This window comes from Corynebacterium sp. HMSC068G04 (genome assembly GCF_001814885.1).
Classification (GTDB): Bacteria; Actinomycetota; Actinomycetes; order Mycobacteriales; family Mycobacteriaceae; genus Corynebacterium; species Corynebacterium hiratae.
This window is the reverse complement of sequence record NZ_KV818332.1, coordinates 1,436-22,743: the sequence shown is the minus strand read 5'-3', so window position 1 is coordinate 22,743 and position 21,308 is coordinate 1,436. Positions and strand designations below refer to the sequence as shown.

Annotated in this window: 20 protein-coding genes, 2 tRNA genes and 1 pseudogene; 12 read left to right on the top strand and 11 right to left on the bottom strand. The window is 58.5% G+C overall.

Annotation, left to right across the window (positions count from 1 at the left end):
- The coding region (locus HMPREF2993_RS07115; protein ID WP_141758276.1) for an IS3 family transposase at window positions 1-467 on the bottom strand (467 nt) is incomplete at its 3' end.
- Window positions 467-775 carry an IS3 family transposase gene (locus tag HMPREF2993_RS07110; RefSeq protein WP_010188437.1) on the bottom strand — a complete coding sequence of 103 codons (309 nt, stop codon included), beginning with the start codon at window positions 773-775 and terminating at the stop codon, window positions 467-469. The genes HMPREF2993_RS07115 and HMPREF2993_RS07110, both read right to left, overlap by 1 nt.
- Before the next feature lie 69 nt (window positions 776-844).
- Here HMPREF2993_RS07110 and HMPREF2993_RS07105 point away from each other — a divergent pair.
- Window positions 845-1,789 (top strand): annotated as a pseudogene (locus tag HMPREF2993_RS07105) (NupC/NupG family nucleoside CNT transporter); the annotation flags it as partial.
- A 52-nt stretch (window positions 1,790-1,841) separates the two neighbouring features.
- On the opposite strand, the gene HMPREF2993_RS07100 reads toward HMPREF2993_RS07105, so the two are convergent.
- Both HMPREF2993_RS07100 and clpX read right to left on the bottom strand, forming a co-directional pair.
- On the bottom strand, window positions 1,842-2,780 hold the full coding sequence (locus HMPREF2993_RS07100; protein ID WP_070701697.1) for a sugar-binding transcriptional regulator: 939 nt from the start codon (window positions 2,778-2,780) through the stop codon (window positions 1,842-1,844).
- A 90-nt stretch (window positions 2,781-2,870) separates the two neighbouring features.
- Window positions 2,871-4,166 (bottom strand): ATP-dependent Clp protease ATP-binding subunit ClpX, encoded by a 1,296-nt coding sequence (gene clpX / locus HMPREF2993_RS07095; protein WP_046648969.1) that lies wholly within the window; start codon window positions 4,164-4,166, stop codon window positions 2,871-2,873.
- A 199-nt stretch (window positions 4,167-4,365) separates the two neighbouring features.
- Between clpX and HMPREF2993_RS07090 the strand changes: the two genes are divergently transcribed.
- Together HMPREF2993_RS07090 and fabG are read left to right on the top strand one after the other, a co-directional pair.
- A complete protein-coding gene (locus HMPREF2993_RS07090) occupies window positions 4,366-5,670 on the top strand; it encodes an MFS transporter (RefSeq protein WP_070680867.1) in 1,305 nt (434 codons plus the stop codon).
- A gap of 41 nt (window positions 5,671-5,711) precedes the next feature.
- Complete coding sequence (gene fabG, locus HMPREF2993_RS07085) at window positions 5,712-6,482, top strand: 3-oxoacyl-ACP reductase FabG (RefSeq protein ID WP_070701695.1); 771 nt, start codon at window positions 5,712-5,714, stop codon at window positions 6,480-6,482.
- Between the two features lie 53 nt (window positions 6,483-6,535).
- On the opposite strand, the gene HMPREF2993_RS07080 is transcribed toward fabG, so the two are convergent.
- Complete coding sequence (locus HMPREF2993_RS07080) at window positions 6,536-7,159, bottom strand: ATP-dependent Clp protease proteolytic subunit (protein ID WP_070517921.1); 624 nt, start codon at window positions 7,157-7,159, stop codon at window positions 6,536-6,538.
- 21 nt (window positions 7,160-7,180) lie between these two features.
- Window positions 7,181-7,780: an ATP-dependent Clp protease proteolytic subunit gene (locus HMPREF2993_RS07075; RefSeq protein WP_070517922.1), complete on the bottom strand. Its 600-nt coding sequence runs from the start codon at window positions 7,778-7,780 to the stop codon at window positions 7,181-7,183.
- 138 nt (window positions 7,781-7,918) lie between these two features.
- Here HMPREF2993_RS07075 and HMPREF2993_RS13975 point away from each other — a divergent pair, with 138 nt between their 5' ends.
- From HMPREF2993_RS13975 to HMPREF2993_RS07050, 6 genes are all read left to right on the top strand, one after another.
- Window positions 7,919-8,599 carry a metal-dependent transcriptional regulator gene (locus HMPREF2993_RS13975; protein ID WP_070512005.1) on the top strand — a complete coding sequence of 227 codons (681 nt, stop codon included), beginning with the start codon at window positions 7,919-7,921 and terminating at the stop codon, window positions 8,597-8,599.
- A 145-nt stretch (window positions 8,600-8,744) separates the two neighbouring features.
- Window positions 8,745-9,182, top strand: coding sequence for a class Ib ribonucleoside-diphosphate reductase assembly flavoprotein NrdI (gene nrdI / locus HMPREF2993_RS07065; RefSeq protein WP_012715214.1), 438 nt, complete (start codon window positions 8,745-8,747; stop codon window positions 9,180-9,182).
- 50 nt (window positions 9,183-9,232) lie between these two features.
- On the top strand, window positions 9,233-11,428 hold the full coding sequence (gene nrdE / locus HMPREF2993_RS07060) for a class 1b ribonucleoside-diphosphate reductase subunit alpha (protein WP_070517923.1): 2,196 nt from the start codon (window positions 9,233-9,235) through the stop codon (window positions 11,426-11,428).
- Between the two features lie 51 nt (window positions 11,429-11,479).
- Window positions 11,480-12,505, top strand: coding sequence for a class 1b ribonucleoside-diphosphate reductase subunit beta (nrdF, locus tag HMPREF2993_RS07055; protein WP_083306556.1), 1,026 nt, complete (start codon window positions 11,480-11,482; stop codon window positions 12,503-12,505).
- The gene (locus tag HMPREF2993_RS13480; protein ID WP_034655492.1) at window positions 12,489-12,761 is read left to right on the top strand and encodes a hypothetical protein; all 273 of its coding nucleotides are present in this window, start codon (window positions 12,489-12,491) and stop codon (window positions 12,759-12,761) included. The genes nrdF and HMPREF2993_RS13480 overlap by 17 nt, the downstream gene beginning before the upstream one ends.
- A 39-nt stretch (window positions 12,762-12,800) precedes the next feature.
- Window positions 12,801-13,382: an NADPH-dependent FMN reductase gene (locus HMPREF2993_RS07050; RefSeq protein WP_070517924.1), complete on the top strand. Its 582-nt coding sequence runs from the start codon at window positions 12,801-12,803 to the stop codon at window positions 13,380-13,382.
- 173 nt (window positions 13,383-13,555) lie between these two features.
- Here HMPREF2993_RS07050 and tig read toward each other — a convergent pair whose 3' ends face one another.
- The 3 genes from tig to HMPREF2993_RS07035 all read right to left on the bottom strand — a co-directional run bounded on the left by tig (window position 13,556) and on the right by HMPREF2993_RS07035 (window position 16,014).
- Window positions 13,556-14,911 (bottom strand): trigger factor, encoded by a 1,356-nt coding sequence (tig, locus tag HMPREF2993_RS07045; protein ID WP_070517925.1) that lies wholly within the window; start codon window positions 14,909-14,911, stop codon window positions 13,556-13,558.
- 73 nt (window positions 14,912-14,984) lie between these two features.
- Window positions 14,985-15,058: transfer RNA gene (locus tag HMPREF2993_RS07040), tRNA-Pro, on the bottom strand.
- A gap of 137 nt (window positions 15,059-15,195) precedes the next feature.
- Window positions 15,196-16,014 carry a hypothetical protein gene (locus HMPREF2993_RS07035; protein ID WP_010190928.1) on the bottom strand — a complete coding sequence of 273 codons (819 nt, stop codon included), beginning with the start codon at window positions 16,012-16,014 and terminating at the stop codon, window positions 15,196-15,198.
- A 187-nt stretch (window positions 16,015-16,201) separates the two neighbouring features.
- On the opposite strand from HMPREF2993_RS07035, the gene HMPREF2993_RS07030 reads away from it, so the two are divergent.
- Both HMPREF2993_RS07030 and HMPREF2993_RS07025 read left to right on the top strand, forming a co-directional pair.
- Window positions 16,202-16,276 (top strand) — tRNA-Gly (locus HMPREF2993_RS07030).
- A 153-nt stretch (window positions 16,277-16,429) separates the two neighbouring features.
- Entirely contained in the window at window positions 16,430-17,257 is an 828-nt protein-coding gene (locus HMPREF2993_RS07025) for an aldo/keto reductase (RefSeq protein ID WP_070701693.1), read from the top strand.
- Here the strand turns inward: HMPREF2993_RS07025 and HMPREF2993_RS07020 are convergent.
- Both HMPREF2993_RS07020 and HMPREF2993_RS07015 read right to left on the bottom strand, forming a co-directional pair.
- Window positions 17,254-17,727, bottom strand: a complete 474-nt coding sequence (locus HMPREF2993_RS07020) for a ribose-5-phosphate isomerase (protein ID WP_046647313.1) — start codon at window positions 17,725-17,727, stop codon at window positions 17,254-17,256. The genes HMPREF2993_RS07025 and HMPREF2993_RS07020 overlap by 4 nt on opposite strands.
- Window positions 17,728-17,764: 37 nt before the next feature.
- Window positions 17,765-18,379 carry a mycothiol-dependent nitroreductase Rv2466c family protein gene (locus tag HMPREF2993_RS07015; RefSeq protein WP_070511991.1) on the bottom strand — a complete coding sequence of 205 codons (615 nt, stop codon included), beginning with the start codon at window positions 18,377-18,379 and terminating at the stop codon, window positions 17,765-17,767.
- Between the two features lie 99 nt (window positions 18,380-18,478).
- Here HMPREF2993_RS07015 and pepN point away from each other — a divergent pair, with 99 nt between their 5' ends.
- Window positions 18,479-21,019, top strand: coding sequence for an aminopeptidase N (gene pepN, locus HMPREF2993_RS07010; RefSeq protein WP_070701691.1), 2,541 nt, complete (start codon window positions 18,479-18,481; stop codon window positions 21,017-21,019).
- Window positions 21,020-21,308 lie beyond the last annotated feature (289 nt).

Genomic DNA, 21,308 nt, shown 5'->3' with positions numbered 1-21,308 from the left:
TGACCGTCGCGGACCGCGCACAAGTACAACCAGCCCTCACCGGTGCGCAAGTAGGTAATATCTGACATCCACACTCGGTTGAGCTCACCAGTATCAAACATGCGCTTGACCAGGTCAGGAAGACTCGACTTACGCTTGGCTTGGATTGTAGTCACTGGGACAAAGGCACGCGGTGAAATCCCTTCAATGCCCATCATGCGCATCCGCTTCGCCACAGTCTTACGGTTAAGCGAAATGCGGTAGCGCTCGGCGAGCTCTGCGGTGATCCGCGGAGCACCATAAACCTCATCAGAGTCTTTCCAAATCTGCTGAATCTTTCGGTCAACATCATCGTAAAATGCTGCACGATCATCTTTTCCGGATAGTCGTTTCTGCTGCACATGGGCCCATTTGTAGTATCCAGACCGAGATACTTTTAATAGCCGTGCCATGCGTTTGATGCTGTAGTTTGCCTTCTCCTGCTGCATTAGTTCGAACTTTTCTGCTCGCGTTGCTTCGCAGCGAAGAAGGCCGTCGCTTTTGACAAAAACTCATTATCCATCTTTGCTTCAGCCAACTCACGGCGCAGACGAGCATTCTCAGCACGAAGATCAGCCTCACTCATCCCATCGGAGGCTCCTCGGCGTTCACGCTCGAGTTTGACCCACCGGCCCAAAAGCCCGGCGGAAACACCAATCTCTTTAGCCACATGGGCAATCGGGCGCTCTGACTCGATTACCAGGTTCGCGGCCTCACGCCGGTACTCAGGCGTGTACTTCTTGCGCTGTTGACTCACAATGAACATCCTCTCTTACGGACACAAGATCCGTACAAATAGGGTGTCCACTAAACGAGGGTAACCTCACTTCCGGTTGTCATCTTCTTGGGCGCGATCATTGCTGCGCTCTACTATCTCCGGGTTATCCAGTACTTCGTGGAGTATGTCGGTTCGGGCATTAAATGGCTTATGGGCACATCCAAGGTGGAGTCTGTCTGGGCCACGACAGTTGTTTTCCTCGGCCAGTCGGAGGCCCCTCTCGTCATCAAGCCGTACCTGCCCAAGCTCACTCGTTCGGAGCTCTACACCTGTATGGTCGGCGGCTTCGCCTCGGTCGCCGGCTCCACGCTCATTGGTTATTCCCTATTGGGCGCACCGTTGGAGTATCTTCTGGCCGCATCCTTGATGAACGCTCCAGGTTCCCTTCTTATCGCCAAGGGCCTCATGCCGGAGACCGAGGAATCTAATCTAGATGCCACGGTCAAGGACGTACGCGATAACGATTCCAAGAACATCATCGATGCCATCAGTAGCGGTGCCATGGCCGGTGGCAAGATTGCCATTTCAGTGGCCTGCCTCCTCATTGCCTTTATCGCTATGATCGCGATGCTCTCCGCCATCCTCGGCGGCGTAGGTTCCATCTTCGGTCAAGACAATTGGTCTCTTGAAGGCCTCTTTGGTCTCCTCTTCGCTCCGGTGGCATGGCTCATCGGTGTTCCGTGGGATGACGTTATGCAGGTTGGCAACTTCATTGGCCAAAAGACAATCCTCAATGAATTCGTTGGTTACACCGCCTTTGGTGAAAGCATCGACCAGCTCAGTGATAAAGCCATCATGCTCTCTTCCTTTGCTCTGGCAGGCTTTGCCAACATCTCCTCCATCGGTATTCAAATTGGAGCGATCGGCGGCCTCGTACCGGAGCGCCGCGGCGAGATTGCGAAACTCGGGCCTAAGGCCCTGTTCGGCGGCTTCTTGACCAACATGCTCAATGCTGCCATTGTGGGCGTCATCGTCGCCCCCATGGTTCTTTAACCCGCACCAAGGAGAGCCTCTCAGCACGAGGGGCTCTTGTGTTTGTTTTCTCCTAAAGCTGAAGCAATCGGTTCGCTGTTTCTTTGTCGATGACGACATGCGTCGCCAACTTCATGCGCAGCGCGGTATCGATGGCCGCCATCTTTTGAAGCCCACCGGCCACCATGAAGCGTTGCGGAATCGCCTTTAGTTCTGAAAGTGAAATGCCGATAGTGCGCGCATCTATAGCTGGCGAAGCCACCTCCCCATCGGCCGTGTAAAAACGCGAGCATGCATCACCAACGGCCTGGCGTTCAAGCACATGGATCTCCTCTTCACTGAGGTATCCAAGGTTCATCAACAGGCTATCGCGTGAGACAGCTCCCACAGTGAAAACCGCAAGATCAGCGTGGCGCCCTGCATTCAAAATTGAAGAAATGTGTCTATCTTTCTCGACGATTTCTTTTGCTTCCGCAGAGTCGAAAATAACCGGCAGAGGCAGACTTAGAGTCTCGGCTCCAAACGCCGCACTAATGCGCTTGAGCGTATCCATGTCATTCGTCACGCGGATAGAGTGCGAATGTCCGCCTTTGAGCTGTACAATCTCGACTCCAGCCACGCTTTTTGGCTGCATATGCCGCGCCACTGCGTGCATGGTATTCCCCCAGGAAATTCCCACGCTCATACCGTCATCATGGACAAGTTCATGGAGCATCTTGGCCCCGACGCGCCCCAAGCCCTCTGTAAGCGTGTCTTCGTCACCACGAGGGCTAAAGACGAGACGAACATCCTCAAGCCCATAACGCTCCATTAGGCGTTGGCCTAGTTCATCGCCGTCCTCACGGGGATCATGGATTTCGACCGTGACGTATCCGCGGGTTTTGGCATGTTGCAAGAGCTTGGCAACGGTTGGCCGGGACAACCCCATCTCAGCGGCCACCTCGCTTTGGCTCAGTCCTCCGCGATAGTAAAGCTTGGCCACCTGCAGTGATTGTTCGTCACGTAGCTCCATGGTCGATTCCTCTCATCCACTCTGGTTTGAGCCGCAAAAATGGCCGAGCGACGCTTTCCAGCACCACCCAGCCATAAATCTACAGCCGGTTTAAGCGGACTCCTTCGCCTCATCCGAGTACACGAACTCCGGCTCGCCACCGTCAGTCACGCAGTCCTTCGTGATGTGGACGCTGGCGATGTCCTCGCGGTCTGGGAGGTCATACATGATGGGCACGAGCAGCTCCTCCATGATGGCGCGCAGGCCGCGGGCACCGGTCTTGCGCTCGAGCGCGAGCTCAGCGATCGCTTCCAGCGCTGCGTCTTCGAAGTGCAGCTCCGCACCGTCCATGCTGAACAGGCGCTGGTACTGTTTGACCAGAGAGTTCTTCGGCTCCACGAGCACCTTCACCAGCGATTCGCGGTCCAGGTTATCCACCGTGGCAACCACTGGCAGACGGCCGATGAACTCGGGGATGAGGCCGAACTTCACCAGGTCCTCCGGGCGAACCTGGGAGAAGAAGTCGACTGACTCCTTCTCATCTTTAGTCTCCAGCTTCGCGCCGAAGCCCACGCCCTTCTTACCCACGCGCTCCGAAATCACCTTGTCCAAACCCGCGAACGCGCCGGCCACGATGAAGAGGATGTTGGTCGTATCCAGCTGGATAAATTCCTGGTTCGGGTGCTTGCGCCCGCCCTGCGGCGGAATCGCCGCCACGGTGCCCTCGAGGATCTTCAGCAGGGCTTGCTGCACGCCCTCACCGGACACATCACGCGTAATCGAGGGGTTCTCCGACTTGCGGGAGATCTTATCCACCTCATCGACGTAGATGATGCCGTGCTGCGCGCGCTCCACGTCAAAGTCCGCTGCCTGCAGCAGCTTGAGCAGGATGTTCTCGACGTCCTCGCCCACGTAGCCAGCCTCGGTCAGGCTGGTGGCATCCGCGATGGCGAAGGGGACGTCCAGCAGACGCGCCAGGGTCTGCGCCAGGTAGGTCTTACCGGAGCCCGTCGGGCCCAGCATCAAGATGTTGGACTTGGAAATCTCAACTTCTTCATCCTGTGCCTTCTTCCGGCGGCCCTCCAGGCCCGCGGCCTCTTCAGCCTTGATGCGCTTGTAGTGGTTGTAGACCGCCACCGACAACACGCGCTTGGCCTGATCCTGACCAATGACGTACTTATCCAGAAAAGCCGAAATCTCCGAAGGACGCGGAAGGCGCATCTCCTTCTCTTCGTCCGCCTCGGCCTGAGCCGCGCCGAGCTCCTCCTCGATGATTTCGTTGCAGAGCTCGATGCACTCGTCACAAATGTAGACGCCGCCGCCGGCGATAAGCTTCTTCACCTGCTTCTGGCTCTTTCCGCAGAAGGAACACTTGAGCAAGTCAGCGCTTTCTTGCATACGTGCCATGAAGGCCTTTCAACTCTTTTCTCTGGGGCTATGGTGGGGCGATTTTACCGCAGTTTGTTCCACTCTAGTAAACCACTTGGACCCAAGCGCTATTCCGCACGCGACGGCGCGCCCTTGAATTTAAAACGGCAGTTAGTAGACATAGACAGAGCGGTTCACTAACTTACATCGAAACCGCTCTATCCGCAGAAAGATTTTCATGGACATCCGCGAACTCATCGACCGCTCCCCCATGGGCGCACGCCAGTGGCTCATCATCGCCATTGCCCTCTTCCTCAATGCCCTCGACGGCTACGACATGGTGGCCATGGCCTTCGGCGCAGGCACCGTCAGCGAAGAGTTCGCGCTGTCCGATTCTTCCCTTGGCTGGCTCCTGTCCTCCGCTCTCATCGGTATCGGCCTTGGCTCGCTCTTTCTCGCCCCGTTGGCTGACCGCCTTGGGCGCACCACCCTCATTACGGTCTCGCTCGTCATTGACCTCGTCGGCCTCGTGCTCACCGCCCTCGCGCCTACATTTAGCCTGCTGTTGCTGTGCCGCCTCATCACCGGCATCGGAGTCGGCGGCGTGCTTGTCTGCGTCACCGTCCTCGTCAGCGAGTATTCCAACCTGCGCTTCCGCGGCCTGGCCGTCGCCATCTACGCCTCCGGCTATGGCCTCGGTGCCTCCTTCTGCGGCGTTGTCGCCTCTTCCTTCGATAGCTGGCAGCCCATCTTCTGGGTCGGGGCAGCACTCACCGTTGTCGCCCTTATCCTCACTGTTGCCTTCGTCCCCGAGTCCGCCGACTTCCTCGCCGCGCGCGGCCGCATGGATTCTGTCCGTACCATCGCTGCCAAACTCGGCCTCACGGGAGAGGTCAGCGTCCGCCCCCGCACCGCCCACAAGGCCTCCTACAAGGACCTCGTCTCGCCGCAATTCCTGCGCACCTCCATCAAGCTGTGGCTGGCCTTTAGCTTCATCATGTTTGCTTACAACTTCACCTCGCAGTGGACCCCGAAGTTGCTCACCGCCGAGGGACTTACCGCGCAACAGGGCATCATCGGGGGCATCATGCTCTCCTTCGGCGGTGCCATCGGCGCCATTCTCTTCGGCCTATTTACCACGCGCATCGACGCCCGTCCCTTGCTCATCGTCTTCTGTCTTATCTCCTCCGTCGTCCTTATCGGCTTCATTAACTCCACCACCGTGCCTTCCCTCATGTTTGCTCTCGGCGTCGGCGTAGGCCTTACTCTCAACGCCTGCATCTCCGGCCTCTACACCGTCACCCCGGAGGCTTACCCTTCGGCGCTGCGCACCACCGGCACGGGCGCTGCCATCGGCATCGCTCGCGTGGGCGCTACCCTCGCCCCCATCCTGGCGGGCTACCTCCTCGAAAGCGGCTGGACCCCCACCGGCCTGTACACCCTTGCTGGTGTCACCGCAGTACTTGCAGCAGTCTCCCTCATCGGTGTGCGCGCCTACACGGCAACCACCAAGCAGACAGCACCCCAGCCTGTGGCGGCCTAGGCTGGAGGGCGCACACAGACCCAACCGCTGAGGAGCACCACATGTTTGATCTTCAGGACCACGTCGCCATCGTCACCGGCGCCGCCGCCGGAATCGGCCGCGGCATCGTCAGCGCTCTGCGCGAAGCAGGTGCCACGGTCGTCATCGCCGACCTCAACCTCGAGGCCGCCCAGAAGGCCGCCGAGGAACTCGGGGCGGACGCCCTGCTTGTCGACGTCACCTCGCGCGACTCCGTCCGCAACCTCTACAGGGACGTCGTCAAGCGCTATGGCCGCATCGACATCGTCTGTTCCAACGCCGGTGTCTTCCCCAACTGCCCACTCGAGGACATGACCGACGAGCAATGGGACACCATGTTCGCCATCAATACGCACGGCACGTTCACCGTGGTGCAGGAAGCGCTGCCCTATATGAAGGAGGCGGGCTACGGGCGCATCGTCATCACGACGTCTATCACCGGCTCGCACACCGGTTACCCAGGCTGGGCGCACTACGGCGCATCGAAGGCCGCACAACAAGGCTTCATGCGCTCCGCAGCACTGGAAGTTGCCCGCGATGGCATCACCATCAATGGTGTGCTCCCCGGAAATATCCTCACCGAGGGCTTGGAGGGTCAAGGTCAGGAGTACCTCGACCAGATGGCGCGCTCCATCCCCATGCACCGCCTGGGTTCCCCGCGCGATATCGGCAACGCCGCCGCCTTCTTGGCTTCCCGCGAGGCGGGCTACATCACCGGCCAAACCCTCATCATTGACGGTGGCCAGATCCTTCCCGAGTCCCCCGAGGCTATCCTGCCTCCTTATGAAGGCTAATCACGACTTAAGCCCCGCTATCTACTAGACAGCGGGGCTTTAGTCTTGCTCACTTAGGCGTTGAGCTTGCGGTAATCAAAGACGGTATCGATGAGACCGTACTCGACAGCTTCCTGCGCGGTGAGGATCTTGTCGCGGTCGGTGTCGATGCGCACCTGCTCTGCGGTGCGGCCGGTGTGCTCGGCCAGGGTCTCCTCCATGAGGCGGCGCATGCGCTCGATCTCGTTGGCCTCGATCTCGAGGTCGGACACCTGGCCCTGCGTGCCCTGCGTACGCGGCTGGTGGATCAGCACGCGGGAGTTCGGCAGTGCGGCGCGCTTGCCCGGAGCACCGGCTGCCAGCAGAACGGCCGCTGCGGAGGCAGCCTGGCCCAGGCACACGGTCTGCACGTCGGGGCGAACGTAGCGCATGGTGTCGTAGATGGCCATCAGCGCGGTGAAGGAGCCACCCGGGGAGTTGATGTACATCGTGATGTCGCGGTCCGGATCCTGGGATTCCAGGACCAGCAGCTGCGCCATGATGTCGTTAGCAGAGGTGTCATCGACTTGGGTGCCCAGGAAGATGATGCGCTCTTCAAAAAGCTTGGAATACGGGTTGGTGGTCTTCGATCCCTGTGCATTCTGCTCAATGAACTCCGGCAGAACGTAGCGGGAAGAAGGCATCTGAAGGCTAGACATAGTGATAAAGCTCCTTGTTCCCTAGTTGGTGATAGGACCGTTGACGGACTCGATGACATGGTCGACGATGCCGTATTCCTTGGCCTGCTGGGCGGTAAACCAGCGGTCGCGGTCCGAATCCTTGGTGATCTGCTCGAAGGTCTGGCCGGTGTGCTCAGCGATGAGCTCAGCCATCTCGCGCTTGGTCTGCGCGAACTGCTCGGCCTGGATGGCGATATCTGCGGCGGTACCACCCACACCAGCGGAAGGCTGGTGCATCATGATGCGGGCGTGCGGCAGCGCGTAGCGCTTGCCCTTGGTGCCGCCGGACAGGAGGAATTGGCCCATCGAGGCAGCCAGGCCCATGCCATAGGTAGCCACATCGCACGGCGAGTACTTCATCGTGTCGTAGATGGCCATGCCCGCGGTAACGGAGCCACCCGGGGAGTTGATGTAGAGCGAAATGTCGCGCGTTGGGTCCTCTGCGGACAGCAGGAGGATCTGGGCGCACAGCTTGTTCGCAATCTCATCATCAACCTGGGTTCCCAGGAAAATAATGCGCTCGCGCAAAAGGCGCTCATAGACGCTATCACCCAGGTTCATACCCGTTGAGGATGAGTCCATGGAAATATTCTCAGACATTAGTGGTTCTCCTTGAAGTGAAGAATGCTTTAACTGGCCCCACCTTACCGGCATTCCTCTCAAACTTGGCCTCTGTTCGCTATAAGCGTTGGGGCACAGCGCCAAAGGCACATACGGAAGCTGGGTTAACATTTACTCATGTCTGTTTCCGAGCTGTCCACCAGTACCCAGAATTATTTGAAAGCTATCTGGGGGCTAAAAGAATGGTCATCCGAGCCCGTTACCGCCACACTTATAGCGAAACAGCTGGGACTCAAGCTCTCCTCGGTCTCCGATGCAGTGCGCAAAATGTCGAAGCAAGGGCTCGTGTCACACACGCCCTATGGCTCTGTGGAGTTAACCGAACTTGGCAGGCAGTACGCATTGGTCATGGTGCGCCGCCACCGATTGCTTGAGTCTTTTTTGGTTCAAGCATTGGACTACACGTGGGACGAAGTCCATAATGAAGCCGAAAATCTCGAACACGCGGTGTCCGACATGCTCATAGAACGTGTGGATAAGTTCCTTGATTACCCCACTAGGGATCCGCACGGCGATCCTATCCCTACGGTTGATGGACAGATCACAATCCCCAGTGCGCACCGTCTCACCGACAGCGGTGCACAACCGCAAGTGACCGTGGAACGCATTTCTGATTCCGACCCAGAACTGCTGAAGTTCCTTGAAGAGCGCGGCATTGTCACTGGGGCTGTTCTTAGCACGCGCGAGGGAGCGCCCTTTTCAGACTCTCTCGAAATACAGGTGGCCGGCAGCACTCAGTGGGTAGTGCTTGGACGCCCAGCTACCGACGCAGTGTTTGTAGCACACCACAGCCGTTAGACCTTCCCCTTTGCATTAATCCTACTCTCACCTGCCCTTTTCAAAACTACGTTGGGCCGTAGTTGCAACTACGCCATTGCGTAGTTAGTCTTTTCGAATATCACCTATCCCACTTATGGCTAAGGCCAGGATGAGCAGGATTGCTATGTCAGACTCACCAGATTTGGTGTATTTTTCTAGCGTTTCAGAAAATACAAAAAGATTCGTCGAACGCTTAGATAGACCCGCGGTGCGCATTCCGCTGCGCCCCAAGAAAACCGGGATGATCCAGGTTTCACACCCGTACGTACTCATCGTTCCCACCTACGGCGGAGGCTCGCTCAAACGCGCAGTCCCCAAACAGGTCATCGACTTCCTCAATGACCCAATCAACCGCTCCTTTATCCGGGGCGTTATTACCTCAGGGAATACCAACTTCGGAAGTGCTTACTGCGTCGCCGGACGCATCATTTCCGCCAAGTGCCACGTACCGGAGCTGTATCACTTCGAGCTTCTCGGCACCCAGAAGGACATTGCCGCCGTAAAGCAGGGCCTTCAAAAGTTTTGGGAGCAGCAAAAGCAGCTAACGATGACACCCCATTAATCCCCCACAAGATGAAGAACACATCCGCATCACACAGATTGGACAACACAATGCGGCCTCTTGATGCCACCCCCACACAGACTATTGGCGCTACGCCCCGCACTGCTTCAGCAGACAATGCCGGCGGTGTCGGCAAGCGCAAAAGCTACCACGCACTCAACGCGCAGCTGAACTTGTTCGACGCTTTTGGAAAAATCCAGTTTGACAAGGACATTCAGGCAGCACAAGACTATGTCACGCACCATGTCGCTCCCCGCATGCAACAGTTCGATTCCACCAAGCAACGCTTGGAATGGTTGGTTGATAACGAGTACTACGAGCGGGATTTCCTTGAGCTTTATGATGACGCCTTTCTGTGCGCCATGTACGACAGAGCACACCAAGCTAAACACCAGTTCCGCACCTTCCTCGGCGCATTTAAGTTCTTTACTTCATATGCACTGAAAACCTTTGATGGCTCGCGATTTCTGGAAGGCTACGAAGAACGCGTCGCCACCACAGCTTTGTACCTTGCACAGGGCGATGAAGAGCTTGCGGGGAAGCTGGTGGATGACATCATGACCGGACGCTTCCAGCCCGCCACCCCTACTTTTCTCAACGCAGGCAAAGCCCAGCGTGGCGAAATGGTCTCCTGCTTCCTTCTGCGAATCGAAGACAATTTGGAAAGCATTGGCCGCAGCGTGAACTCTGCACTGCAGCTTTCAAAACGCGGCGGTGGTGTGGCCTTGTTACTGAGCAATCTGCGCGAATCCGGAGCCCCGATCAAAAAGATTGAGAACCAGGCTTCCGGCGTAGTCCCAGTCATGAAAATTCTCGAAGATAGCTTCAGCTATGCCAACCAATTGGGCGCCCGGCAGGGCGCTGGAGCCGTCTACCTGCATGCGCACCATCCAGATATTCTTCGCTTCCTGGATACCAAGCGGGAAAATGCCGATGAGAAAGTCCGCATTAAGACTCTTTCGCTGGGGGTTGTTATTCCAGATATAACCTTCCGGCTGGCCAAAGAGAACAAGGATATGCATCTTTTTAGCCCGTATGACATCGCTCGCGAGTACGGCGTAGCCATGTCTGACATGTCTATCACCGAGTATTACGACGAGTTGGTTGCCAATCCGCGAATTTCTCACACGACCATTAAGGCCCGCGAGTTTTTCACCACGCTGGCTGAGCTTCAGTTTGAATCCGGATACCCCTACATCCTCTTTGAGGATACGGTCAACCGCGCTAATCCCCTCAAAGGACATATCAATATGTCCAACCTGTGTAGTGAAATCCTCCAGGTCAACACGCCATCGACCTACGGAGCTTCGGGTGACTACACCACCGTCGGCCAGGATATTTCCTGCAATCTAGGTTCGCTCAACATTGCGAAGGCTTTTGAATCACCGGACTTTGGGGAGACCGTCGAAACCGCAGTACGTGCCCTCACGAAGGTTTCAGACCTGACGAATATCGAAGCTGTTCCTTCCATCGCTCACGGAAATGCCTCCATGCATGCCATTGGTCTGGGCCAAATGAATCTCCACGGCTTCCTTGCTTCACAGCGTATTCCTTATGGCTGCGCCGAGGCACTGGACTTTACAAATATCTATTTCCTCACGGTGACCTACCATGCGCTCCGCGCATCCCATGCACTCGCGGTTGAAAAAGGTCAACGATTCACAGGCTTCGAAGAATCCACCTATGCCACTGGCGCCTACTTTGACAAATACATCGACAAAGACTGGGTGCCAGCCACTGAACACGTAAAACAGCTCTTCCATGAAGCAGGCGTGCAGATTCCTCAACGCGAGGATTGGCTACGGCTCAAGAAACAAGTGATGCAAGACGGCATCTACAACGCCTACTTGCAGGCAGTTCCACCCACTGGATCAATTTCCTACATCAATGACTCCACCGCGTCCATCCACCCGATTGCCTCCAAAATTGAAATACGCAAGGAAGGCCGCTTGGGGCGCGTGTACTACCCCGCGCCGGAAATGACCAACGACAACCTGGAGTATTTCGATGACTCCTACGCCGTGGGATACAAAAAAATCATCGACACCTACGCCATGGCCACCCAACACGTGGACCAAGGACTTTCCCTGACCTTGTTCTTTACCGCTGATACCACCACGCGGGACATCAACAAGGCACAAATCTATGCCTGGAAAGCCGGAATCAAGACCCTCTACTACATCCGTTTACGCCAATCCGCGCTCCAAGGAACCGAGGTCGAAGGCTGCGTCTCCTGTGCTTTGTAGGAGCACGGCCCTCCCCTTGTCTACAACCATTCACTCAGAAAGAAGGAAGCTATGTCTTCAACATCAAACAGTGCTGAACTAACCAGCATTTCAGTTACTCCGCCGAGCTACCGGCATGATCCTTCAGCCCGCATCCGCGCCATCAATTGGAACCGGGTGAGCGATGGCAAGGATCTTGAAGTGTGGAACCGTCTCACCGCCAATTTTTGGTTGCCAGAGAAGGTCCCGCTTTCTAATGATCTCCCGGCGTGGCAGAAGATGACACCCGAGGAACGCAACCTCACCATGCGGGTGTTCACGGGACTCACCACCCTGGATACTGTCCAGGCCACTGTGGGAGAAATCTGTCAGATTCAAGATGCCCGCACCGAACACGAGGAGGCCGTGTATACCAACATCGCCTTCATGCAGTCAGTCCATGCCCGTTCATACTCTTCAGTGTTTTCTACCCTGAGCAGTACAAAGGAAATTGATGAAGCATACCGCTGGGCGGTGAATAACGACCTTCTCCAGGCACGCGCCAAGAAAGTGCTCGCGCACTATTTTGGGCCGGATCCACTCAAACGCAAGGTGTCATCGACGCTGCTTTCCTCATTGCTTCTCTACGCGGGTTTCTATCTTCCCTTGCACTTTTCTGTCCACGCCACCCTGACAAATACGGCAGACATGATTCGCCTCATTCTGCGTGACAAGGCAGTGCACGGCTACTACTCGGGCTACAAGTATCAGCGCGGTTTGGAATCCACGACCCCGCTACGGCAGAAGGAAATGCATGATTTCACCATTTCTTTGCTCGAAGAGCTTTATGCACTAGAGCTGGACTATTCCGGCGAGCTATATGAGCCTTTGGGACTCATGGATGATGTAGCCGTGTTCGTTCGCTATAACGCCAATAAGGCACTCATGAATTTGGGCTACCCGGACTATTTCCCGCCCGAAGAAACGGAAGTGAACCCAGAAATCCTCGCGGCCCTAGCCCCCGGAGCAGATGAGAACCATGACTTCTTCTCCGGATCTGGTTCCTCCTATGTCATTGGTACTGCTGAAGAAACGAGTGATGATGACTGGGATTTCTAAACCTTTTCCGCGACCGGACCAAGGAAGCTGGCTTGAGACCATCGCGCTGTTTGAAGCCATCCGCGAAGGAAACCAACCCGCAGCCATGCGGCTGTTGAATACATCCGCCGCACGAGAGGCCGTCCTCGGGGGTCTTCTAGGGCTCATCGAACTGTACTTCCGCCATGAAGAAGGAGACAAAGTAGATGGCTTCCTCACCGCCGCCCACGCTGCCGGCCCACCACCGGCCTTTGGCTGCAAGCCTTTTCTCCCTTGACCACGTCTCCCTACACCCAACTAAGAAAGAAGGTTTACCATGACCACCCCACGTATCAGCGTTATCGTCGGCAGCCTGCGCCGAGAGTCATTTGCACGCAAGATTGCACACGAGGTGCTCACGATGATCCCTGAAGACTACGAGGCAAACATCGTGGAAATCCGTGACTTGCCGCTCTATGACTTCGACTACGATGACCCCGCCGTCACGGACAAGCCCACTCCGGCTGAGTACACCACCTTTCGCGAGACCATCAAGAACTCGAGCGGGATCCTCTTCATTACGCCAGAGAACAACCGCACTATCCCTGCCTGCCTCAAGAACGCAGTGGACATCGGCTCTAAGCCCAACTCAGATGTGGCGTGGAAGAACCTTCCCGCAGGTATCATTAGCCACTCTGTAGGCCGCATGGGCGGCTACAGTTCACAGAAGAACCTTCGCCTCGCCCTGTCCTACTTCGATATGCCGCTCCCTGGTCAGCCCGAAGTATTTCTGGGCCAATCCCCCACGCTTTTCGAAGAGTCCGGACATCTCAATGAACGCACCGCAGACTTTGTCAAGGATTACGTTATGCGATTCCTGCAGCTAACCGACAAGGCCTTTAGAGCCAAGAACGGCTAGCGGTATCCCCAGCCAACACCCATCACGCCCTCTACGAAGTACTCAAAGACTCCTAGAGGGCGTTCACAATGACACAAACCCCGGATTCAGGCTCATCCTTGAGTTACCTGAATCCGGGGTTTCACGCGCGCACGCCACCACACATGTGGCAGCGGCACATTACAAGCGGGAGATTACTTCTCCTCGGAAGCCTCAGCCTCGTCCTCGTCGATCTCACCGAAGTACTGGTCAACATCAACCTTGTTGCCGGCCTCGTCGGTGACCTCGGCGCGGCAGATAGCCGTAGCCAGGGCCTTGCCGCGGCGAACGTCGGAGAACAGGTTACCCAGCTGGTTGCTGGACTGCAGCTGCTGGATGAACTGGTTCGGGTCCATGCCGTAGGACTGAGCGGTGAACAGGATGTGGTCGGTCAGCTCCTGCTGAGACACCTCCGGCTCCTCAACCTCAGCCAGTGCGTCCAGGAAGAGCTGGGTGCGGACAGATTCCTCAGCGGACTTGCGAGCATCAGCGTCGAACTCCTCGCGGGTCGTTCCCTGTGCCTCAAGCAGCTGGGCCAGAGCCTTCTCGTCGTGAGCCAGCTGACCCAGGATCTGATGCAGCTGAGCGTGAACCTGCTCATCAACGATGGAGGACGGCAGCTCGAAGGAAACCTCAGCCAGAGCGGCCTTCAGGACCTCATCGCGGATAGCGGCAGCCTGCTCAGACTTCTTGGTCTCCTCGACGCGGGTCTTGGTGTCCTCGCGCAGCTCGTCGATGGTGTCAAACTCGGAGGCCATCTGTGCGAACTCGTCGTCGAGATCCGGCAGCTTGCGCTCCTTGGTCTGCTGGACGTGGACCTTCACGGTGGCCTCTTCGCCCTCGTGCTCACCGGACTGGATGGTGGTGGTGAACTCGTTGTCTTCGTCGGTCTTCATGCCGCGCAGTGCGGTGTCGAGGCCCTTAATCAGGTTGTCGTCACCGATGCGGTAGGTCATCCCCTCGTGGGAAGCCTCCTCCAGCTTGGTGCCATCAACCTCGGTAGTGATGTCGATGACAGCGAAGTCACCGGTCTTCATCTTGCGCTTGGTGTCCTTGAGCTCACCGAAGCGGGAAGCCAGGTCCTCGAGGGCCTTGTCGACGTCTTCATCGCCAATCTCGAGCGCCGGCACCTTGACGGAAATCTTGGAGAAGTCCGGCACCTCGAACTCGGGGCGGATATCTACCTCAGCGGTGAACTCGACGAAGTCGTTGTCCTCCAGCTTGGCAATGTCGATCTCCGGCTGACCAATGACCTTGAGATCGTTTTCGGTAACAGCCTGCTCGTAGCGGGACGGCAGCATGTCGTTGACGACCTGCTCGAGGATGGGGCCACGACCAAAGCGGGCGTCGATAAGCTGGCGCGGAGCCTTGCCCTTACGGAAACCCGGGATGGAAACCTGCTGCGCGATCGCCGCGTAGGCCTGATCGATTTCCTTGTCCAGCTCAGCGAACGGAACGTTGACGGTGAGCTTGACGCGGGTATCGCTCAGCTTGTCTACGGTGGTCTTCACGAGAAACTCTCCTGATTGTGATCGTTCAAAGATGAAATTAGGGGGCCTGGATGAGTGTCCAGGCCCCCATACGTCGGGGCGACAGGATTTGAACCTGCGACCCCCTGCTCCCAAAGCAGGTGCGCTACCAAGCTGCGCCACGCCCCGTATGGAAAGCCTCTGCGCCCGGAAGTTCCGCACGCAGCTGCGCTTCATACTGGGGCTAGTGTACCGATAGCCGCTTGACTATCCCAACACCGGCCCCAATTAAACTTTGTTTCCCCACGTCAGAGGCAATTTTCGCTTTAGAAGTCGAAGTCGAAATCAAACATTCCGCCATCGCCCCCGTCGCCACCAAAGAGGCCGTCGAAGAAACCGCCTTCCTCGCCTCCCCCGGCGTCACCGGCACCCACGTCTCCGGCTCCGTCCATGGCACCGCCGTCCATGCCGTCGGCACCGCCCATGTCCCCGCCCCAGTCGCCGCTTTCGGCGGCTGCGGCGGAGTAACCAACGCCGGACATGCCCGCGAACATCGCGTTGAACATCATGGAGTAGCCCACCATCCACACACCGGTGGTCAATGCATCAGCCCACCACGGACGCGAGTACCAGCCGGCCGGGACCGGGCGTCCTGCCACAACACCGCCCGGGTAGTAGTTGGGGGTTTCTGCAGATGCGCTTGGCGACGCCGTCAGCGTCTCCCCGTTTGCCTCCACCGTACGGGTCTCCGTCACCTTGCCGGCCTGGCGCTGGCCCTCCAGCGGTGGCAGCTCCGGGCCCGGATCCATGCCCATAATCTCGCGCGCGGCCGCAACGTAGTAGAGCCCCTCCAGTGCAGATTCGCGCGCCAGGTGCGCCTGCTTCGCTGTCGTGGCCTGAGAAATTGCCGAATTGGCGGCGGTGAAACGCTCGGAAGCATCCGCCATGGCCTGCTGGGAGGCGGTATCCGTGCCGCTGAGGTTCATCACCTGACCGCCGAGACGCTCAGTCCAGCGGCGCGCATCCGCCATCGCGTCATCAAAACGTTGGGATTCTCGCAGCTCCTGCTGCTTCTTCCCGTTACGCGAGGACAGAAACCATGCGCCGCCACCGACGACAAGGATAAGGAGCAATAAAGAGCTCACGAAAGCACCACTTTCATCTCAGAGTCGAATTGTGCGTTGTTGCAATTGTCTACCTACCCAAACTAACGCCCTTGGCCCTGTTCTAGTTCCCATTTTTCTTTCAGCGACCACGTGCGCTAAAGTAATCGGCACGCCGATTCAACGGCTTTCAAAGTCAAGGCCTTGAAAGTTGAAGATTGCCGGTTGTGGGAATGTCGTATAGTGGCTAATACCTCAGCCTTCCAAGCTGAAGACGCGGGTTCGATTCCCGTCATTCCCTCCAAGAAAAGCTGCACTGAGCACCTCTTTTAGGTAGCCGGTGCAGTTTTAGTCGTTTTCGCACCCGCTGGGGATGACCGCTCGGATTGCCGCCGCATCATGCCTGGCCATGCATCTTTTCTGTCAGAAGGCGCCGCCCCTACGTAGAGTGGGCCGCATGACTGTACCCAATATTGAACTCAACGACGGCAACACCATCCCCCAGCTCGGCTACGGTGTCTTCAAAGTCGCCCCCGCCAAGACCGAGGAACTGGTCCTCGAAGCCCTCAAGGTGGGCTACCGGCACATCGATACCGCTGCCATCTACGGCAACGAGGAAGGTGTGGGCCGCGCGATTGCCAAGTCCGGCATCCCCCGCGAGGAGCTGTTCATCACCACGAAGCTGTGGAACGACCGCCAGACTGATGCGGCCGCAGCTCTCGACGAGTCTTTGGAGAAGCTAGGTCTCGATTACGTGGACCTCTACCTCATCCACTGGCCCTGCCCAGATAACGGCCACTACGTCGAGGCATGGAAGCAGCTCATTGAACTAAAGAAGGCCGGCAAGGCCAAGTCCATCGGTGTTTCCAACTTCGAACTCGAGCACCTGGACCAGCTAGAAACCCAGACTGATGAGACCCCCGTGGTCAACCAGGTGGAGCTGCACCCCTACCTACAGCGCTGGCGTGAGCTCGATGCCTTCCGCGCCCACCAGGTGCACATCGAAGCCTGGGGCCCACTAGGCCAGGGTAAGACGGACCTTTTCGAGCAGCCGGAAATCACCGAGCCTGCCGAAAAGTATGGCGTCTCCCCCGCCCAGGTGATCATCCGCTGGCACCTGCAAAATGGCGTCATCGTGTTCCCGAAGTCCGAAAACCCGGAGCGCATCGCGCAGAACTTCGATGTATTCGGCTTCGAACTCGATGAATCCGAGATGGCTGCGATTACTGATCTTGACCTCGGGGAAGAGGGCCGCGGCGGCACTCACCCCAAGGACATGAACTAGGCCTCCGGAAGCTCCGGCGGAATGTTGGTGCGCTCGTACTCAGCAAGAATGTCGATGCGGCGCTGGTGGCGCTCAGCACGGGACCATTCCTGATCCAGGAAGGCATCCACGATCGCGAGTGCCTCCTCCTCGGAGTGCATGCGGCCACCGATACCGATGAGCTGGGCGTTGTTGTGCTCGCGGGCCAGGCGTGCGGTCTCCGGGGACCACGCCAGGGCGCAGCGCGCGCCCTTCACCTTATTCGCGGCGATCTGCTCGCCGTTGCCGGAACCGCCCAGTACGATGCCGAGCGAGCCCGGATCGTTGACGGTTCGCAGCGCGGCCTCAATGCAAAATGCCGGGTAGTCATCCTCGGCGTCGTACTCGTGGGCACCGCAGTCAATGACGTCGTGGCCCTGCTTCTTCAGGTGCTCGGCGATGATGTTTTTCATCTCGAACCCTGCGTGGTCTGCTCCTAAATAAACGCGCATGGCCCACATCCTACCGGCCTGTGGGCCATCCCACGCACTAAACCTGCGGGGATTCGGTGCGGGAGCGCTTGAGTTCGAAGAAGTACGGGAACTTGGCGAGGCGCACGGAGGCGTCGAAAAGCTCGCCGGCTTCCTCGCCGGTGGGAACGCGGGTAATGACCGGGCCGAAGAAAGCGGTATCGCCGAACTTCACCACCGGGGTGCCGACCTCATCGCCAACCTCAGAGATGCCGCGGTTGTGGAACTCGGTGAGCTTCTCATCCATCTCTTCGGTGTTGGCCACGGAGGCGAAGGTGGAGGGGAGGGAGACGTCGTCAAGCGCCTGCTTGATGATGTCGTCGTAGGCGCCGTAACCCTTCTTGCCGCCCTGGCCCTCCGTGTGGATGCGGGTGCCCATGGCGGTGTAGAAGGCGTCGACCTTGTCCGGGGCCTCCACGGCAATCTTGGCTGCTACGCGGGCAGGGCCCCAGTTGGCCTCCATCATCTTCATGTACTCCGGGTCCAAGTCGCGGCCCTTGTTGAGCACGGAGAGGGACATCGGCTGGAAGGTCACCTCGATATCGCGGACCTTCTCCACTTCCTTAATCCAGCGCGAGGTCAGCCATGCGAAGGGGCAGGAGCAGTCGAACCAGAAGGTTACTTGTTGGGCCACAGTAAATCTCCTTTGCTTGTGTAGTCTGTGGCACCCCACCCTAGGCGTGTGACTACGCTGGTGCAGAGACTTAATCACCGACGAAGAGGAGTAACCTACATGACCTCGATTAACCTCACCCGCGAGGAAGCCCAGCAGCGCTCCGGCATGCTGGAGGTAAGCCACTACGACGTCGCCCTCGACCTCACTGGGGAAGAGTTTTTCACCTCCACCACGGTGGTGAAGTTCCGAGTTAAGAAGGCCGGTTCTACGTTTATTGACTTGCGCGGTGACGAGCTTCTCGAGGTCCGCCTAAACGGCGCTCCCCTGCCCACCAGTGCTTATGACCCGACGTACGGGATCCCGCTGTCGGGTTTGCAGGTGGCGGAGTATGAGCTGAAGGTCGTGGCGAAGATTCGATACTCCCGCACGGGCGAGGGCCTGCACCGCTTCGTCGACCCGGTCGACGGCGAGGCTTACCTCTACACCCAGTTCGAGACTGCCGACGCCAAGCGCGTCTTCGCCTGCTTTGACCAGCCGGATCTGAAGGCTACGTACTCGCTGGCTCTTGAGGTTCCGGAGCACTGGACAGTGATTACGAACTCCCCCATCACGCGTTCAGGCAACACCGTGCGCGCGGCGGTGGATTACCCGCTGTCGACGTACCTGATTGCTCTGTGTGCGGGCCCGTATGTGGGCGTGACGGATACGTGGACGGGCACGCTGGCGGAGCACCCGGAGGGCTCGCCTGCTAAAACCGTTGAGGTGCCGTTGGGTATTTATTGCCGCCCCTCGCTGCTGGATTCGCTCGACGCCGAGCGCCTGTTCACGGAGACCAAGCAGGGTTTTGATTTCTACCACCGCAACTTCGGCTTTGCCTACCCCTTTGGCAAGTACGACCAGATTTTCGTTCCGGAGTTCAACGCCGGCGCAATGGAGAACGCCGGCTGCGTGACCATCCGCGACGAGTATGTTTTTACGTCGCAAGCCTCGCACTACAAGTACGAGCGCCGCGCGGACACCATTCTGCACGAGCTGGCGCACATGTGGTTCGGTGACCTCGTGACCATGCAGTGGTGGGATGACCTGTGGCTCAACGAGTCCTTCGCCACCTGGTCGGCGGCGATTTCCCAGGCGGAGGAGACCCAGTACGACACCGCGTGGGTGACCTTTGCCAACGTGGAGAAAGCCTGGGCCTACCAGCAGGACCAGCTGCCCACGACGCACCCGATTTCCACGGATGCCTCCGATATTGAGACTGTGGAGCAGAACTTCGACGGCATCACCTACGCCAAGGGGGCGTCGGTGCTGAAGCAGTTGCAGGCGTACGTGGGCCGCGAGAATTTCTTCGCTGGCGTGCGCCGCCACTTCCAGGAGCACCAGTGGGCCAACGCTACTTTCGGGGATTTGCTGCGCCACCTCGAGGAGGCCTCGGGGCGCGACCTGTCCTTCTGGGCACAGCAGTGGCTGAAGACCACGGGAGTGAACACTCTGGGTGTGGCGTTGGAGACGGACGAGTCCGGCACCATCACACAGGCCTATCTCACCCAACGTGGCGATACTCTGCGCACCCACCGCGTCGCCGTCGGCGTCTACGCCCTGCAAGGAGAGAAGGTGGTGCGCACCGAGCGCATCGAGATGGATATCGATGGCGCCTTTACCGAGATTCCGGAACTCATTGGCCGCAAGCAGGCGGACATCGACTTTGTGCTGCCTAACGACGATGACCTGACCTACTGCCTCATCGAGCTGGACGCCGGTTCCTTGCAGTTCCTATTGGAGAATGTCGACAAGTTCGAAGACCCCATGGCCCGCACTTTGTGCTGGTCCACCGCCTGGGAGATGACCCGGGCAGGTACCATGCGCGCCCGCGATTTCGTGGCGCTTGTCGCCCGCGGCGCGGCGGCGGAGACCGAGCTCGCCGTGCTGGAGCGCATCCTCTCCCAGGCCGCAACGGCCCAGTCCACCTATGCGGACCCCGAGTGGGCAAAGGAGGATACGCAGCTTGCCGACGCCCTCCTTGACGGCGCCCGCTCCGATAACGCCGAGCGCTCCATCGTCTTCACCCAGGCGCTGGCTGGCATCAAGCTTCACGACGCCTCCCGCACCTTCTTCCAAGAGCTCCTTCAGACTTCCTCGGATGCGGGCCTGCGCTGGAAGGTGCTCACCGCGCTTATCGCCGATGGCTCGCTTGCCGACGTCACCGGCCCCGAGGCCGCCGGCGCCGCCATGACGGCGGTGGCGGAGGAACTCAAACGCGATAACACCGCGACGGGCTACCAGGCCTCGCTTAAGGCGTTGGCTGCCGTAAACACCGAGGACAACAAGCGCGCGGTGTGGGACGAGATTGTCGCCGGTGAGCTGGGCAACCGCGACTTGGAGTCGAAGCTGGCGGGCCTGACGTTCGTAGGCGCCGACGAGCTCCTGCCGAGTGCAGAGTTCTTCGACGTGGCGGAAAAGATCTGGTCCGCGCAGTCCAACGAGATTGCCTTGACCACGGTGACCGGCTTGTTCCCGCGCTGGGATGTCAGCCAGGAGACCCTCGACCGCGCCGACGAGTTCCTCTCCCGCGACCTGGCCGGTGGCCTGCGCCGCGCCGTGACCGAGCAGCGTGACCGCCTCGCCCGCGCCCTGCGCAACCGCGCCGTCGACCGCGGTTAACACCGCGTCTAGCCCCTCCTGTTGAGGGGCTTTTCTCGTACCAGCCCCATTACCCTTTTACCCAGGGATTTTGTTCCTCCGGTTGCGAGGCTGCGGGTGCTGCTTTAATCTTCGTGCCCATGGGGGATATCGAAACCTACCTCCGCCTCCGCAACTTGGGGATTGCGCTGGTGGAAAACATACCTGGCACACCCGATGAGCTTCGCGCGCTCGGTGCAGACCCAGCCGACGCCACCGAACTCGCAGGCCTGCACCAAGTGTACTTCGGCCCCACCCGCTTTACCGGCAA

Bases quoted from the DNA above. Each gene is read 5' to 3' on its own strand.
- HMPREF2993_RS07100 (WP_070701697.1), bottom strand. From the start codon at position 2,780: ATGGAGCTACGTGACGAACAATCACTGCAGGTGGCCAAGCTTTACTAT.
- clpX (WP_046648969.1), bottom strand. From the start codon at position 4,166: ATGGCACGTATGCAAGAAAGCGCTGACTTGCTCAAGTGTTCCTTCTGC.
- HMPREF2993_RS07090 (WP_070680867.1), top strand. From the start codon at position 4,366: ATGGACATCCGCGAACTCATCGACCGCTCCCCCATGGGCGCACGCCAG.
- fabG (WP_070701695.1), top strand. From the start codon at position 5,712: ATGTTTGATCTTCAGGACCACGTCGCCATCGTCACCGGCGCCGCCGCC.
- HMPREF2993_RS07080 (WP_070517921.1), bottom strand. From the start codon at position 7,159: ATGTCTAGCCTTCAGATGCCTTCTTCCCGCTACGTTCTGCCGGAGTTC.
- HMPREF2993_RS07075 (WP_070517922.1), bottom strand. From the start codon at position 7,780: ATGTCTGAGAATATTTCCATGGACTCATCCTCAACGGGTATGAACCTG.
- HMPREF2993_RS13975 (WP_070512005.1), top strand. From the start codon at position 7,919: ATGTCTGTTTCCGAGCTGTCCACCAGTACCCAGAATTATTTGAAAGCT.
- nrdI (WP_012715214.1), top strand. From the start codon at position 8,745: ATGTCAGACTCACCAGATTTGGTGTATTTTTCTAGCGTTTCAGAAAAT.
- nrdE (WP_070517923.1), top strand. From the start codon at position 9,233: ATGCGGCCTCTTGATGCCACCCCCACACAGACTATTGGCGCTACGCCC.
- nrdF (WP_083306556.1), top strand. From the start codon at position 11,480: ATGTCTTCAACATCAAACAGTGCTGAACTAACCAGCATTTCAGTTACT.
- HMPREF2993_RS13480 (WP_034655492.1), top strand. From the start codon at position 12,489: ATGACTGGGATTTCTAAACCTTTTCCGCGACCGGACCAAGGAAGCTGG.
- HMPREF2993_RS07050 (WP_070517924.1), top strand. From the start codon at position 12,801: ATGACCACCCCACGTATCAGCGTTATCGTCGGCAGCCTGCGCCGAGAG.
- HMPREF2993_RS07025 (WP_070701693.1), top strand. From the start codon at position 16,430: ATGACTGTACCCAATATTGAACTCAACGACGGCAACACCATCCCCCAG.
- HMPREF2993_RS07020 (WP_046647313.1), bottom strand. From the start codon at position 17,727: ATGCGCGTTTATTTAGGAGCAGACCACGCAGGGTTCGAGATGAAAAAC.
- pepN (WP_070701691.1), top strand. From the start codon at position 18,479: ATGACCTCGATTAACCTCACCCGCGAGGAAGCCCAGCAGCGCTCCGGC.